Here is a 14917-nt window from a genome sequence, read left to right on the forward strand (position 1 = left end):
TCCCCTGATTTCGGCGGCTGATATGGCAAGCCAGACTTCCCCGATTCCGTTGTTCGGCTTTTCCTCGCCCGGGCCGTTTTTCGGGAACAAGATCCGCGCCTTCTGGAATCTGCAGATCCTCGGCTGGCTCGGCTGGTTCGGGCTGCGCGTCGTGTCGGGGCTGGCGGGCGGCCAATCCTTCGATTTCCTTTTCCTCGTCGTCGTTTCCGCGGTTACGGGCTTTTCGCTGACACTGCTGCTTTCGGTTTGCTATCGCGCGCTGATCAACCGCCGCACGATCCTGATGTGGGGGGCAAGCTTCGGCCTCCTGGCCTTCGCCACCGCGGTCTGGGCCTTCATCGACGCCTGGCTGTTCCAGATATTGAAGCCCGACAGCGAGACGAGCTTTACTGGCCTGCTGCTGGTATCGATCTATATCGACGCGACGACGCTCGCCGCCTGGTCGGCGCTCTATTTCGCGATCAACTATTTCCTGCAGCTCGAGGAACAGAATGACCGCGTGCTGCGGCTCGAGGCGCAGGCCGCGTCGGCGCAGCTCGCGATGCTGCGCTACCAGCTCAACCCGCACTTCCTTTTCAACACGCTCAACAGCATCTCGACCCTTGTCCTTCTGAAACAGACCGAGCCCGCCAATGCGATGCTGTCGCGCCTGTCGGCCTTTCTGCGCTACACGCTCGCCAACGAACCGACCGCGCAGGTGACGCTGGCGCAGGAGGTCGAGACGCTGAAGCTCTACCTCGACATCGAGAAGATGCGTTTCGAGGACCGGCTGCGGCCGCATTTCCAGATTGATCCGGCGGCGCAGCGCGCCCGCCTGCCTTCGTTGCTGCTCCAGCCGCTGATCGAAAATGCGATCAAATATGCGGTGACACCGCAGGAAGAAGGAGCCGACATTACCCTGACGGCTCAGCTTGCCGGTCAAAATGTTCGGATTACCGTGTCCGACACCGGCACGGGATTGTCAGCCGATGGCGTCGACCCCACCACCGGGATTGCAACGGAATCGACCGGTGTGGGTTTAGCCAACATCAGGGACCGGCTGGCCCAGGCCTATGGCGACCAGCAACGGTTCGAGGTGCAATCGGGCACCGATGGCGGATTCACAGTGATTATCGAGATTCCGTTTCAGCCCGATGGACAAGCGACGATTGGAACCGAACGCACATGACGATCAGAACCATCCTGGTGGATGACGAGAAATTGGCGACCCAGGGCCTGCAACTGCGGCTTGAAGCGCATAGCGATGTCGAAGTCGTCGACACCGCGCAGAACGGCCGGGAGGCCATTCGCAAGATCAAGACGCACAAGCCCGACCTCGTCTTCCTCGATATCCAGATGCCCGGATTCGACGGTTTTTCGGTGATCCAGGGGCTGATGGAAGTCGAGCCGCCGCTCGTCGTCTTCGTCACCGCCTATTCGGATCATGCGATCCGCGCCTTCGAGGCGCAGGCGGTCGATTATCTGGTGAAGCCCGTCGAACCCGAGCGGCTCGCCGATGCGCTCGACCGCGTGCGCCAGCGCCTCACTGAAAAGCGTGGCGCGGCCGAGGTTGAGCGGCTGAAGACGGTGCTTGCCGAAGTCGCGCCCGACGCGGTCGAGGAATATGATGCCGAAACGGCGGCCGATGCGCCTGCCGCTGACCGCTACGAAAAGATGATCAACATCAAGGATCGCGGGCAGATTTTCCGCGTCGATGTCGACAGCATCGAACGCATCGACGCTGCCGGCGACTATATGTGCATCTACACCGCCGACAATTCGCTGATCCTGCGCGAAACGATGAAGGATCTCGAAAAGCGGCTCGACCCGCGCAATTTCCAGCGCGTGCATCGCTCGACCATCGTCAACCTCAGCCAGGTGAAGCAGGTCAAGCCCCACACCAACGGCGAGTGTTTCCTCGTGCTCGGCTCGGGCGCGCAGGTGAAGGTCAGCCGCAGCTACCGCGACGTGGTCGCGCGGTTCGTGCACTAAGCGCCAACACATATCGTCATTGCGAGGAGCGAAGCGACGCTGCAATCCAGAGCAGGCGTAAGCCGCTTTGGACTGCTTCGCTGCGCTCGCAATGGCGAGGCTCTACAATTGATGCCCCGTGCGGTCGCGCTTCGTCGCGAGATATTGCGCGTTATATTTGTTCGTCGGCAGCGCGAGCGGGATGCGTTCAACGACGTCGACGCCCTCCTTTTCCAGTCGCGCGACCTTTTCGGGATTGTTGGTCATCAGGCGGATGCGCGGGATGTTGAGCAGCGCGAGCATCTGGCCGGCGATCGCAAAATCGCGCGCCTCGACGGGGAAACCCAGCCGCAGATTGGCGTCGACTGTATCATAGCCCTGATCCTGCAGCGCATAGGCGCGCAGCTTATTGACGAGGCCGATGCCGCGGCCTTCCTGGCGCAGATAGAGCAACACCCCCCATGGCGCGTCGGCCATCGCGTGCAGCGCCGCATGCAGCTGCGGTCCGCAATCGCATTTGAGACTGCCGAGCACGTCGCCGGTCAGGCATTCGCTGTGCAGACGCACCACGGGCGGATTGCCGTCGCGCTTGCCGATAATCAGCGCGACATGGTCCGACGCTTCCTCGGGGCTGCGAAAGGCGACGATCTCGGCGGTTTCGCTCGCCGCGACAGGCAGGCGCGCGCGCGCCGCGATTTCGAGCCGCGCCGGGTCGAGCAGGGCGGCGACGTCGGCGGCGGAACAGACGGTTTCGGCTTCACCTCCGGCCGTGTGCACGAAAAAGGCGGGGAGCAGGCCCGCGTGGCGCGCCATTGTCATCGCAGTCGCCGCCGCCGCCTCGCCGCCGTTTGCGATCGTGCGAAACGGTCCTTTGAGCGGATTGGCAAGGTCGAGCGCCGGGTCGGCGATCGCCAGCGCCGCGGCGATGCTCGCGGCGCCATCCGCGAGCCGCACGGGCCCCGGCGTTGCGGCGGCGCGCTGGTTGGTAAGCTTCAGCGTGACCGCGCGCTCGCCCGAGATCAGCAGGTCGGCGCTGCCGAATTCGGCCAGCGCCGCATCGCGCGCGCTTTCGACGGCGAGCAGATCAAGAGCCCCGTCGGCGCCTTCGATCCGAAAGGGCCACCCGCGGCGCAGCGCGTCGATTGCGCGCGCGGCGCGGCGGGCGCCGCGGTCGCTACCCGCCGCGTCGCTCAAAATGCGAACTCCGTGACGAGGGGGATATGGTCGGACGGGCGTTCCCAGCTCCGCGCCGGCTGGACGACGCGGTGGCTCTGCGCCGCGTTCCGGATGTCCGGGGTAACCCACATATGGTCGAGCCGCCGACCGCGGTTCGACGCTTCCCAGTCCTTCGCGCGGTAACTCCACCAGGTGTAGAGCGGCGTCGGCGGCGCCACGAACTGGCGGCCGAGATCGATCCAGCCAGCCGCGGCCTGCAGGCGGGCGAGCGTATCGACCTCAACCGGCGTATGACTGACGACGTCGAGCAGCGCTTTATGGTTCCATACGTCGCTTTCGAGCGGCGCGACGTTGAAGTCGCCAGTCAGCACTGTGGGCGTATCGGCGAGCGCGCCCGCCCATTCGGTCATGCGCTCCAGAAAGTCGAGCTTCTGACCGAATTTGGGGTTTAGCGCGCGGTCGGGGATATCGCCGCCGGCGGGGATATAGACATTGTCCAGTCGCACGCCCGACGGCAGCGTCACGCCGACATGGCGTGCCTCGCCATTGGCCTGCCAATCATATTTGCGCACATCGGTGAGCGGCAGCTTGCTGACGATCGCGACCCCATGGTGCATCCGCTGGCCGTTGGTGACGATGTGACGATAGCCCAGATCCTCAAACATCTGCTTCGGAAACAGTCCGCATTCGACCTTCGTTTCCTGAAGGCAGAGGACGTCAGGCGCCTCTTCGCGCAGGAATTTCTCGACGATGCCAATGCGCGCACGCACGCTGTTGATGTTCCAGGAAGCAATGCTCGTTTGGGTCATGGGGTCCGGCTCTATCGGTGCGAAGCCTTCACTGCAATCGTTGCGGGCTGGTGCCGCCTGCAGCGACGCGCCGGACACGCCGCGCATAAACATAAACCCCCGTTCCAGGGGCGGTGGAACGGGGGTTCAAGGTCAGCGTTCGTCACGCTCTTGAATGAAGACACCTGGCAATCCGGTTGGGGCAACAGGGGGAAACCCAAAATCCGGAGGCCGTGTCGGCGCCTTCGAGAGTTGAAATAGCCCCTCTTCCCTGTCCCCAAGCTGAACGAAAATCGGCGGCTGTCGGCGACATTTGCAGTTCGTCGATGCCGAACGTCGGTTGGACGGAAAAAGGGCGCCGAATCCCATTGGGGAGACGGTGCCCTGTTCATAAAAGTCGTGCTGGCGTCAGACGCGGCCGCGCTGTTTGGGGCGGGGATCGGTCCAGCGGAAGGCCGAATCGGCGACCGGCACGTTGAAACGCTGGTTCGACAGATCGATCCGCGTCCGGTTGTTCTGCGAATCGAGCGCCACCCAGCCGCGCAGCCGCAATCCGCCCGGCGCCCCCGCATCGCGGATGAACACCATGGTGATCGTCCCATATTCGGGGCGCTTGGGATCCTTGACCTCGACGCTCAGCACATCGCTGTTTCCGGTCGGAACGACCTTCGCATATTTGGCGAGATCGCGATCGGGATCGAGCAGCGCGCCGAGCGGCGAATTTTTCACCGGCCAGCTTTGGACCTGCTTGACCTCATAATCGATCATCGTCAGGCGGCTGCCGTCGCCGACGATCAGCAGCGGGACGCCCTTCTGATACTGGAAGCGGATCTTGCCCGGACGCTTCAGCGTCAGCTGTCCGCTCAGCCGCTGACCGTTGCGATCGGTCTGCACGAAGTCGGCGGTCATCGAACTGGTCGACTTGAGGTGCGATTGCACCGCGGCGAGCGCGCTCGCCGATTGCGCGATGGCGGGCGCGGTCAGCGTCAGGCCGATGGCGGCGGCGGGCGCGAGCGCCAGCGCGGCGGCGCGGGTCAGGATATGGCGGTCGATCGTCAGGGTCATCGGGCTCTCTTGTATGTTTCGGTCGATACCGGCTTGTTGCAGGGCGGCATTGAACCCGCCCTGAACCCGGCCTTTAGACGCTGTTCAAGTCGTTGGCGTGGCGAAAGTTCCCTATCGCGGCTGCCCATATTGGTCGGTCAGCACGTCGCGGCGGCCGACATGGTTCGGCGGGCTGACCAGCCCTTCGTCCTCCATCCGCTCGATCAGGCGCGCCGCGCTATTATAGCCGATGCGCAGCTGGCGCTGCAGCCAGCTGGTCGATGCCTTCTGGCTTTCGACCACGATCTGGCAGGCCTTGGCATACATGCGGTCCTCGGCGCTGTCGCCGCCCGCAGGCGCGCCTTCCATCGCGAAACCGCCATCCTCGGGATCCTCGGTGACGCTCTCGACATAGTCGGGGCGTCCCTGGCCGCGCCAATGGTCGGCGACCGCGCGGACTTCGTCGTCGGACACGAAAGGACCGTGGATGCGCGTGATCTGCTTGCCGCCGGGAACGTAGAGCATGTCGCCCTTGCCCAGCAGTTGTTCGGCGCCGGCCTCGCCCAAAATGGTACGGCTGTCGATTTTCGACGTCACGTTGAAGCTGATGCGGGTCGGCAGGTTCGCCTTGATGACGCCGGTGATGACGTCGACCGACGGACGCTGCGTCGCAAGGATCAGATGGATGCCCGCCGCGCGCGCCTTTTGCGCAAGGCGCTGGATGAGGAATTCGACTTCCTTGCCCGCGGTCATCATCAGGTCGGCCAGCTCGTCGACGACGACGACGATCTGCGGCAGCGGCTGATAATCAAGCGTTTCTTCCTCATAGACCGGCTGGCCGGTCTCGGGATCATAGCCCGTCTGGACACGCCGCCCGAGCGACTTGCCCTTGGCGAGCGCGCCGCGCACCTTGTCATTGTAGGACGCGAGGTTGCGCACCGAGAGCGACGACATCATCCGGTAGCGATCCTCCATCTGCTCGACCGCCCATTTGAGCGCGCGCACCGCCTTCTTGGGTTCGGTCACCACCGGGGCAAGCAGGTGCGGGATGTCGTCATAGACGCTGAGTTCCAGCATCTTGGGATCGATCATGATCATCTTCACCTGATCGGGACCGAGGCGATAGAGCAGCGACAGGATCATCGCATTGAGGCCGACCGATTTACCCGACCCGGTGGTGCCGGCGATCAGCAGGTGCGGCATTGGCGCAAGATCGGCGATCACCGCGTCGCCGCTGATATTCTTGCCGAGGATGATGGGCAGCGCGCCGCTATGTTCCTGAAACAGCCCGCTGCCGATGATTTCGTGCAGCACGACGGCCTCGCGGTGCGCATTGGGCAATTCGATGCCGATGACGGTGCGCCCCGGAATCGGCGCGATGCGCGCCGACAGCGCCGACATGTTGCGCGCGATGTCGTCCGCGAGGTTCGACACGCGGCTCGCCTTGGTTCCGGGCGCGGGCTCAAGCTCGTACATGGTGACGACCGGACCGGGGCGGACCGCAGTGATCACGCCCTTGACCTGGAAATCCTCGAGCACCGATTCGAGCAAGCGCGCATTGCGTTCGAGCGCCGCCTTGTCGATCTGTCCCGCCGGCGTGTCGGGGGCCGGGGAAAGCAGGTCGATCGAGGGAAGCCGGTAATTGGTGAACAGCTCGGTCTGCGGCTTGGCGCGCGGCTTCGATGGCGCCGAGCGCTGCGCCGGGTCGGCAATCTCGGGCGGGGCGCGATCGCTCGGTTCGGCGCGCGGGCGCGGCCGGATCACGCGCTCGACCAGATTGGCGGGGCGCGGCGCATCGGCCGGGGCCGCGCGCGCCGGTTCGACGACCCGGTTTCCTTCGGCCGCCGGCAGTCTGAGCCGCCCGAGCCAGCCCTTTTCAAGCCGCAGCGAGCGCATCGCGAGCCAGAGGCCGACAAGGATGAGGAGCAGGATCGTGCCGAAGCGGATCAGCGCCGCGGCGGGGTCGCCTGCCAGCGCAAACAGCGGGGTGACCGCGCTCCCCGCGAGCAGAGCGAGCAGGCCGCCCCAACCCGCGGGCATCGGTGATCCCGACGCCGGCGACCAAAGCTCGGCGCCCATGCCGACGAGCAGGATGCCGGCAAAGCAATAGGTGAGCTGACGCAGCCAATAGGGCTGCGGCTCGGCCGCCCACAGCCGCCAGGCCATGATGCCGAACAGCGGGACGAGCAGCGCGACCGGCGCGCCGCCGACCGACAGGCCAAGGTCGGCGAACCAGGCCCCCGCATGGCCCATCCAGTTGGCGGCGCTGCCGCCCGCAGCGGTGTTGAGCGCTGCGTCGGTGCTGTCGTATGTGAGCAGGGCGAGCGCGAAAAACAGCGTGAAGGCGGCGAGCGCCAGTGCCGCGGCAATCACCAGCGATCGCGCGATGCTTTGTCTGAAAACGGTGCGCCAGTCGGCCTTCGCCGATGCGGGCTTGCGGCTTGCCATGCGGAATGCGGTCCTCGATCGATTAACCACGGCGATATGCGCATGGGGCGGACTCGTCGTCAAGCGGCGCCCGGCGCGCCGGCGATCCGGGTGCGCCTGCCCGCTTCCCAAGCGCGCCGGGCCAGAGTAGAGCGGCGGCATGAGCGAAATATTGCGCAGCGATGTCCTGATCTCCGGCGGCGGGCTTGTCGGCCAGGCTCTGGCGATCGCGCTTTCCCATCATGGTCTGTCGTCGCAGATCGTCGACCCCGCCGATCCGGTTGCGACGATCGCGCCAGGCTTCGATGGCCGCGCCTCGGCGATCGCCAGCGCGGTATGGCAGATGTTCGGCGTGCTCGGCCTTGCTGACCGGCTCGCACCCCACGGCTGCCCGATCCGCGCGATCAAGGTCAGCGACGGGGGACAGGCGGGCGAGCTCGATTTCGTCGCCGATGCGGACGCCCCCGCGCTCGGTACGATGGTCGAAAACCGCCAGCTTCGCGTCGCGCTCGCGGCGGCGCTTGCCGAGGCGCCGCTGGTGCGCCTGTTCATGCCGGCGAAGGTGGTCGCGCGCGATATCGACGCGCATGGTGTCACGCTGACCCTCGCCGATGGCACGCGGCTCGCGGCGCCACTGCTCATCGTCGCCGAAGGGCGCCGTTCGCCGACCCGCGATGCGGCCGGCTTCACGATCGCCAACTGGTCCTATCATCATCACGCGATGATTGGCGCGGTGGCGCATTCGCGTCCGCATGATCAGATCGCGCACGAAATCTTTTTCCCCTCGGGACCCTTCGCGCTGCTTCCGCTTGTCGACGATGGCGAGGGGCGGCATCGCTCGGCCTTCGTGTGGACCGTATCCGAACAGGACGGGCCGGGGTTCGCCAAGCTTGGCGACCGGGGCTTCCTTGCCGAACTCGGCAAGCGCGCGGGCGACATTCTCGGCACGATGGAGCTCGTCGCGCCGCGCATGACCTATCCGCTCGGCTTCCATCACAGCGCGCAGATCGTCGGCGACCGCATCGTCCTGGTCGGCGACGCTGCGCACGGCATCCATCCGATCGCGGGGCAGGGTCTCAACCTGGGGCTGCGCGATGCCGCGGCGCTGGCCGAGGTCCTCGTCGACGGCGCGCGGATCGGACTCGATCTTGGCGATGCGGCGCTGCTCGCGCGCTATCAGCGCTGGCGCGGGCTCGACAATCTGATGGTCAGCCTCGCGACCGACGGACTGACGCGGCTGTTCGGCATTCCGGGGCGCACCGCCTCCCTCGTCCGCCGTACCGGGCTCGGCGCGGTGCAGCGCATGCCGGCGCTCAAGCGCTTCTTCATGGACGAAGCGCGCGGCGAAGCGGGCGATCTGCCTCGGCTGCTGGCTGGCACCGAAATATAGCTAGTCCTGCTTGGGCGCCCCGTGCGACCGCGCTAACCATTGCGGCATAGCCTGATCCTGCGCGGCCATTTTGCCGCGGGGAACAGGGGACATAAGATGTCGGACAGGATCGAGGCACGGCGCACACCGCGGCAGAGGTGACGCCGGGTGCGCGGGCGCGGATCGATCGTGCCTTTGCGCGTCGCTGGCGCTCGCCGCACTAACGCTCTACTGCAGCGTCGCGCGTCCGTCGTCGCCGTCGAAGCGGCCGAAAAACTGCATCAACTGAATCACCAGTTCGGCGCGCGTTTCGAGCGGAGAGGTTTCAAGCAGCGCCTGCTTGGCCGCAGCGTCGAACGGTGCGACCTGCGCGATGCCGTTCACCAGTGTTTCGTCGTCGAGCTGACCGACCGAAGCCCAGTCGACGACATAGCCCTGCCGCTCGGCAAAGCGTTTCGCCTCGCGCTCAAGGCTCGCGCGCTCGATGCTCGACAGCGCTGCTTCATCCTCGACCTCGGCCTCTATTTCGGCCTCAACCTGGCGAAAGGGTGTCGTGACGTCGAGCTCGCGGCGGACGCGAAAGCGCGCGACGCCTTCCAGGACGATGTTGAACCGACCCTCGGCGAGCGCCTCGACGTCGATGATGCGCCCGACGCAGCCGACATCGTAAAGCGCGGGGGGCTCGCGATCCTCCTCGCCCGGGATCTGGCGCGGCTGGATCATCCCGATCTGGCGGTCGCGCGCCAGCACTTCCTGCACCATCGCCTTGTAGCGCGGCTCGAAAATGTGGAGCGGCAGGTGCAGTCCCGGAAACAGCACCGCCCCGGGCAGCGGAAAAATCGCGATCCGCTGAATGGTCAGGGGCGCGTCGGTCGACATCAGCCGAACAGGATCAGTGACAGGCGGCGGCGCTGGGCGGCGACCCACGGATCTTCCAGCCCCACCGCTTCGAACAGCGACAGCAGCTTCGCGCGCGCTGCCCCGTCGTTCCATTCGCGGTCGGCGGCGACGATGTAGAGCAGATTGTCGGCGGCGGCATCGCGCTGTCCCGCGCCGATTTGCGCCACGGCAAGATCAAAGCGCGCCTGATGGTCGTCGGGATGGGCGGCGGTCGCGGCTTCCAGCGCCGCGAGTTCGCCGGCGTCGGGCGCATCTGCGGCGAGTTCGAGCGCGCTTTTCGCCTGCGCGATCGCGGGATCGCCCGCAATGTCGGCGGGGACGGCGGCCAGCGCCAGCGCCGCACCTTCGCTATCGCCTGCGGCGAGCAGCGCGCGGATCAGCCCGCCGTGCGCGGCGGCGCTGTCGGGCGCCATTTCGGCGACCTGCGAAAAAATGCCGACCGCGCGCGGGCCGTCGCCTTCGGCCAGAACCGATTCGCCCATTTCGAGCAGCGGGGCGATCTCGACCGCGCGTGCTCCGGCGTCGCTTTCGACCGGCAATTGAGCGAGCAGCTGGTCGAGCATCGACTTGAGCTGGCTTTCGCTGCGCGCGTTTGTCAGATTGGCGACCGGCTGGCCTTGGAAGATCGCATAAACGGTCGGGATCGACTGGACCTGAAACTGGCTCGCGATGAAACCGTTCGTATCGACGTCGACCTTCGCCAGCACCACGCCCTTGTCGGCGTAATCGGCGGCGACCTTTTCGAGCACGGGGGCGAGCTGCTTGCACGGCCCGCACCATTCGGCCCAGAAATCGAGGATGACGAGCTTCGTCATCGACGGTTCGACGACGTCGCGGCGGAAGGCTTCGACGGCTTCCTTTTCCTGTGGGTTCAGCCCCAATGTCGCCACGCTCATGCTCCTTGCCGGTTGTTTCGCGCCATGGTGGCGGGCTGCAATGGCCCCGTGCCGACGCGAAAAGAATCTCCTCGCCGCGTTATGTGGGAATTATACGCCGGATGCCAACCCTTCGCCCGGCCCCTCTAAGAAAAGTACAAAGGGGGGCTTGCCGACTCCAAAAGCCGGTGCTAATCGCCCGCCTCACCCGCTGGCACCCACCGGTCGCCAGCCGCCAGAGCGGGCGTAGCTCAGGGGTAGAGCACAACCTTGCCAAGGTTGGGGTCGAGGGTTCGAATCCCTTCGCCCGCTCCAGTTTTCCAAAAAATTTCAATAACTTACGCCGATTAGCGGCGTAATATGCCCTGTTACGCGAGCCCGAATTTTGCCTCGCGTAATAAGGACGTAATATGATGGGGGCGAGCTGTCGGGTGCCTCTGGGCAAGGATCGGCGGCTCTGTTCGAACAGGTCCGAACATTCTTCCGCCGATCCGATAGGCCCCACAGCCTCTAGCCTTGCTGCTGTTTGGCTTCCTGCCGGGCGTCGCGAAGGATTTCGATCCCGCCCTTGATCGCGATCAGTGCAGTCGCAAACCCGACCAGAAGATCCGGCCAGTTCGTCCCGAGCCACCAGACGAGTACGCCCGCGATCAGGATGCCGCCGTTCGAGATGAAGTCGTTGTAGCTGAAGGTTGTCGCGGCTCTGAGGTTGACGTCCGGATCCTGAATGCGCTGCAAGAGCTTCAGGCAAGCATAGTTCACCACCGCAGCGACCGCCGACATGATCATCATCGTCGGACCGATCGGTTCGCTGCCTTCGAAATAGCGCCGTCCGACATCGAACAGGACGCCGGCCGCGAAGACCAGCAGCATGACGCCCGATGCCGTGGCAGCACGGGTTTTCCATTTCAGGCCATGGCTGAGCGCAACGAGGCTCAAGGCATAGACCGCAGCGTCGGACAGATTGTCGAGCCCGTTGGCGATGAGCGCGCTCGAATCGCCGAGTGCGCCGGTTAAAAGGAAGGCGATCGCGATCGCCGCGTTCAGGACGAGAACGATCTGGAGCGTTCGCTTTTCGCGTTCGCTCCCGGATGCTTTTTCATTCATTGCAAGCTCCTCAATCCTCACCATCCCTAAAAGGAGGCGGAACCCGCTTGGGTTCCGCCTCAGTCGGCACTCCCGGTTGCCGCCGACAGGGGGGAATGGCGGCTGACCGGGAGGGTCTCAGCCTGCGGGGCTGGCCGCGCCGCTCGGACGCGCCAACTCTTCCTCTTCGGCCTTCGCGGTCCGTCGGTGGACCAGGAGGTAGAGCGCAGGTAGCACCAGGAGCGTCAGGATCGTCGACGAGATGATCCCGCCGATGACGACGGTTGCCAGCGGCCGCTGCACCTCGGATCCCGCTCCGACATTGAGCGCCATCGGTATGAACCCTAGCGACGCCACCAGCGCGGTCATCATCACCGGTCTGAGTCGGGTGAGCGCCCCCTCGCGGATCGCATCTACGAGGCCTTTTCCGCGCTCGCGCAAATCCTTGATGAAGGAGAGCATCACTACGCCATTCAGCACCGCGACCCCGGACAATGCAATGAAGCCGACGCCCGCCGAGATCGAGAGCGGAATGTCGCGCAGCGCCAGCGCCGCGACCCCTCCCGTCAGAGCCAGCGGCACGCCCGAGAAGACGATCGCCGCATCGCGCACCGTGCCGAACAGCATGAACAGCAGGCCGAAGATCAGCAGCAGCACGAGCGGCACAACGATCTGGAGGCGCTCGGTTGCGGACTGAAGCTGTTCGAACGTCCCGCCATATTCGATGTAATAGCCATCGGGCAGCACGACCTCGGCTTCGACCTTTTGCGTGAGCTCGTCGATGAACGAACCCAGATCGCGCCCACGGACATTCGCCGTGATCACCGCGCGGCGCTTGCCATTTTCGCGGCTGATCTGGTTCGGCCCCGCCGCGAGCGATATCTCCGCCAGTTCCGAAAGCGGCACGAAGCCGCCCGCCGGAAGCGCAACGGGGAGATTGCCGAGCGACGCGAGATCGGTGCGAATGGCCTCGGGAAGCCGGACGATGACGTCGAAGCGGCGGTCACCCTCGAAGAGCTCGCCCGCCTGACGGCCCCCGGTTGCGGTCGAAACCGCGTCCTGGACCGTCTCCATGCTGACGCCGTAGCGCGCGAGCTTGTCGCGATCGGGCGTGACCGAGAGCATCGGCAGGCCGGTGACCTGCTCGAGCTTCACGTCCTGCGCGCCCGCAATCCCGCCGGCGACTTCCTCGATCGCCTGCCCCGATTCGAGCAATTGATCGAGATCGTCGCCGAACAGCTTGATCGCAACGTCGGCGCGGACGCCGGCGATCAGCTCGTTCATGCGCATCTTCACCGGCTGGGTGAACTCATAATTGTTCCCCGGCACCTCGTTCACCGCCTTGTTGAGTTCGGCAACGAGCTGGTCGCGCGTCTTTCTCGGATCGGGCCATTCCTTCCGGTCCTTGAGCATGATGAAATTGTCCGCGACCGATGGCGGCATCGGGTCGGTCGCGACCTCGGGCGTGCCGATCTTCGCGAACACCCGTTCGACTTCGGGGAACTGCCTGATCCTCTTCTCCAGCGCCTCCTGCATCGCGATCGACTGGGTCAGGCTCGTCCCCGGAATGCGCATCGCGTGCATCGCGATATCGCCTTCGTCGAGGTCCGGGATGAACTCGGACCCCAGACTGGATGCCGCCACGCCGCTGAGCGCCACGAGTAGCAGCGCGCTCGAAAGCGCAGCCTTCGGCCAATTGAGGACGCGGTCGAGCATCGGGCGATAGCCCTTGCCGAGACCGCGCATCAGCCAATTCTCCTTCTCTTCGACTTTGCCGGTGACGAAGAGCGCCACCGCGGCCGGAACCAAAGTGAGCGACAGCAGCAGAGCGGCGGTAAGCGCGAGGACGACGGTGATCGCCATTGGATGGAAAGTCTTTCCTTCGACGCCTTCGAGCGCGAAGATCGGCAGGTAGACGGCGGTAATGATGATGATGCCGAAGATGCTTGGCTTGATCACCTCTGCACTCGCCGAGGCGACGAGGCCGAAGCGTTCGTCGCGGTCGAGCAGGCGTCCGAGCCTGTGCTGTGCCTCGCCGAGCCGGCGGAGGCAGTTCTCGACGATGATGACGGCCCCGTCGACGATGAGGCCGAAGTCGAGGGCGCCAAGGCTCATGAGGTTGGCCGATGTTCGCGTCTGGAGCATGCCCGTCAGCGTCATCAGCATCGCAACGGGAATGACCGCCGCCGTGATCAGCGCCGCCCGGAAATTGCCGAGCAGCAGGAAGAGGATCACGATGACGAGGAGCGCGCCTTCAGCGAGGTTCTTCTGCACCGTCGAGATCGTCCGCTCGACGAGCGCGGTGCGATCATAGAGCGGCTTGGCAACGACACCCTTCGGCAGGGCGCGCGAGGCTTCGACGAGACGTTCGGCCGAGGCCTGCGCCACCACGCGCGGATTTTCCCCGATCAGCATTGAGACCGTTGCGAGGACGACTTCCTTGCCATTCTCGGTCGCGGCGCCCGTGCGCAGCCCCGAGCCGATCGCGACATCGGCGACGTCAGCGATCCGGATCGGAACCCCGCCGCGGGTGGTGACGATGATCTGCGACAGGTCGCGCTCGTTATTGGCCTGACCCGGCACGCGGATCAGAATCTGTTCGCCGCTGCGCTCGACATAGCCGGCGCCGCGATTGGCGTTATTGGCCTCCAATGCGGTGACGACATCGTTGAGCGAAAGGTTGAGCGAAGCGAGCGAGGCCGGGTTAGGGGTTACATGATATTGGCGTGCATAGCCGCCGATCGTGTTGATCTCGGCGACCCCCGGGATCGTGCGCATCTGCGGTCGGATAACCCAGTCGGACATCGTCCGGAGGTCTTCGGTCGTATAAGGCGTGCCGTCGGGCTTTCTTGCGCCCGGTTCGGCCTCGATCGAGAACATGAAGATTTCGCCGAGACCCGTCGAGATCGGGCCCATTTCGGGCTCCATCCCGGGCGGAAGCTGGCCGCGCGCGGCCTGGAGGCGCTCGCCCACCTGCTGGCGCGCGAAATAGATGTCGGTCCCGTCCTCGAAGACGACGGTGACCTGGCTGAGGCCATAGCGCGAGATCGACCTCGTATAGCTGAGGTTCGGGATGCCCGCGATCGCGGTCTCGATCGGATAGGTGATGCGCTGCTCGGATTCGAGCGGCGAATAGCCTTCCGCCTTGGTGTTGATCTGGACCTGGACGTTGGTGATGTCGGGGACGGCGTCGATGGGCAGCTTGGTCGCGCTCCATGCGCCGATCGCGCAAAGGAGCGCGACGACCGCGAGGACGAGCCACCGCTGCCGGATCGAAAAGCCTATGGTTCTGGCTAGCATAT

Annotated in this window: 11 protein-coding genes and 1 tRNA gene; 4 read left to right on the forward strand and 8 right to left on the reverse strand. The window is 65.2% G+C overall.

Annotated features, from left to right (window positions below; genetic code table 11):
• Positions 1-22: 22 nt before the first annotated feature.
• Complete coding sequence (locus MU856_RS18160; RefSeq protein WP_186401328.1) at positions 23-1168, forward strand: sensor histidine kinase; 1146 nt, start codon at positions 23-25, stop codon at positions 1166-1168.
• Positions 1165-1971, forward strand: coding sequence for a LytR/AlgR family response regulator transcription factor (locus MU856_RS18165; RefSeq protein ID WP_186401327.1), 807 nt, complete (start codon positions 1165-1167; stop codon positions 1969-1971). The genes MU856_RS18160 and MU856_RS18165 overlap by 4 nt, the downstream gene beginning before the upstream one ends.
• A gap of 102 nt (positions 1972-2073) precedes the next feature.
• Here MU856_RS18165 and ribA read toward each other — a convergent pair whose 3' ends face one another.
• The 4 genes from ribA to MU856_RS18185 all read right to left on the reverse strand — a co-directional run bounded on the left by ribA (position 2074) and on the right by MU856_RS18185 (position 7406).
• Positions 2074-3144 carry a GTP cyclohydrolase II gene (gene ribA / locus MU856_RS18170; protein WP_186401326.1) on the reverse strand — a complete coding sequence of 357 codons (1071 nt, stop codon included), beginning with the start codon at positions 3142-3144 and terminating at the stop codon, positions 2074-2076.
• Positions 3141-3935, reverse strand: coding sequence for an exodeoxyribonuclease III (locus tag MU856_RS18175; RefSeq protein WP_062901212.1), 795 nt, complete (start codon positions 3933-3935; stop codon positions 3141-3143). The genes ribA and MU856_RS18175 overlap by 4 nt, the downstream gene beginning before the upstream one ends.
• Before the next feature lie 387 nt (positions 3936-4322).
• Positions 4323-4979, reverse strand: a complete 657-nt coding sequence (locus MU856_RS18180) for a LolA family protein (protein ID WP_062901211.1) — start codon at positions 4977-4979, stop codon at positions 4323-4325.
• A gap of 111 nt (positions 4980-5090) precedes the next feature.
• Entirely contained in the window at positions 5091-7406 is a 2316-nt protein-coding gene (locus MU856_RS18185) for an FtsK/SpoIIIE family DNA translocase (protein ID WP_062901210.1), read from the reverse strand.
• Positions 7407-7545: 139 nt separating this feature from the next.
• Between MU856_RS18185 and MU856_RS18190 the strand changes: the two genes are divergently transcribed.
• On the forward strand, positions 7546-8775 hold the full coding sequence (locus MU856_RS18190; RefSeq protein WP_062901209.1) for an FAD-dependent monooxygenase: 1230 nt from the start codon (positions 7546-7548) through the stop codon (positions 8773-8775).
• Between the two features lie 207 nt (positions 8776-8982).
• Here the strand turns inward: MU856_RS18190 and MU856_RS18195 are convergent, their stop codons facing one another.
• Positions 8983-9633, reverse strand: coding sequence for an LON peptidase substrate-binding domain-containing protein (locus MU856_RS18195; protein WP_082819847.1), 651 nt, complete (start codon positions 9631-9633; stop codon positions 8983-8985).
• On the reverse strand, positions 9633-10544 hold the full coding sequence (locus MU856_RS18200) for a tetratricopeptide repeat protein (protein ID WP_263588145.1): 912 nt from the start codon (positions 10542-10544) through the stop codon (positions 9633-9635). Before MU856_RS18200 ends, MU856_RS18195 begins: the two co-directional genes overlap by 1 nt.
• Before the next feature lie 225 nt (positions 10545-10769).
• Here MU856_RS18200 and MU856_RS18205 point away from each other — a divergent pair.
• A tRNA-Gly gene (locus tag MU856_RS18205) sits at positions 10770-10844 on the forward strand.
• Between the two features lie 195 nt (positions 10845-11039).
• Here MU856_RS18205 and MU856_RS18210 read toward each other — a convergent pair.
• Together MU856_RS18210 and MU856_RS18215 are read right to left on the reverse strand one after the other, a co-directional pair.
• Positions 11040-11636 carry a cation transporter gene (locus tag MU856_RS18210; RefSeq protein WP_186401321.1) on the reverse strand — a complete coding sequence of 199 codons (597 nt, stop codon included), beginning with the start codon at positions 11634-11636 and terminating at the stop codon, positions 11040-11042.
• Positions 11637-11753: 117 nt separating this feature from the next.
• Positions 11754-14915, reverse strand: a complete 3162-nt coding sequence (locus MU856_RS18215) for an efflux RND transporter permease subunit (RefSeq protein ID WP_186401320.1) — start codon at positions 14913-14915, stop codon at positions 11754-11756.
• Positions 14916-14917 lie beyond the last annotated feature (2 nt).

Origin of the sequence: Sphingopyxis sp. GC21, assembly GCF_025727575.1 — a bacterium.
In the GTDB taxonomy this organism is placed as follows: domain Bacteria; phylum Pseudomonadota; class Alphaproteobacteria; order Sphingomonadales; family Sphingomonadaceae; genus Sphingopyxis; species Sphingopyxis terrae_A.

Bases quoted from the DNA above. Each gene is read 5' to 3' on its own strand.
- MU856_RS18180 (WP_062901211.1), bottom strand. From the start codon at position 4,979: ATGACCCTGACGATCGACCGCCATATCCTGACCCGCGCCGCCGCGCTG.
- MU856_RS18175 (WP_062901212.1), bottom strand. From the start codon at position 3,935: ATGACCCAAACGAGCATTGCTTCCTGGAACATCAACAGCGTGCGTGCG.
- MU856_RS18210 (WP_186401321.1), bottom strand. From the start codon at position 11,636: ATGAATGAAAAAGCATCCGGGAGCGAACGCGAAAAGCGAACGCTCCAG.
- MU856_RS18190 (WP_062901209.1), top strand. From the start codon at position 7,546: ATGAGCGAAATATTGCGCAGCGATGTCCTGATCTCCGGCGGCGGGCTT.
- MU856_RS18185 (WP_062901210.1), bottom strand. From the start codon at position 7,406: ATGGCAAGCCGCAAGCCCGCATCGGCGAAGGCCGACTGGCGCACCGTT.
- MU856_RS18160 (WP_186401328.1), top strand. From the start codon at position 23: ATGGCAAGCCAGACTTCCCCGATTCCGTTGTTCGGCTTTTCCTCGCCC.
- MU856_RS18215 (WP_186401320.1), bottom strand. From the start codon at position 14,915: ATGCTAGCCAGAACCATAGGCTTTTCGATCCGGCAGCGGTGGCTCGTC.
- MU856_RS18195 (WP_082819847.1), bottom strand. From the start codon at position 9,633: ATGTCGACCGACGCGCCCCTGACCATTCAGCGGATCGCGATTTTTCCG.
- MU856_RS18165 (WP_186401327.1), top strand. From the start codon at position 1,165: ATGACGATCAGAACCATCCTGGTGGATGACGAGAAATTGGCGACCCAG.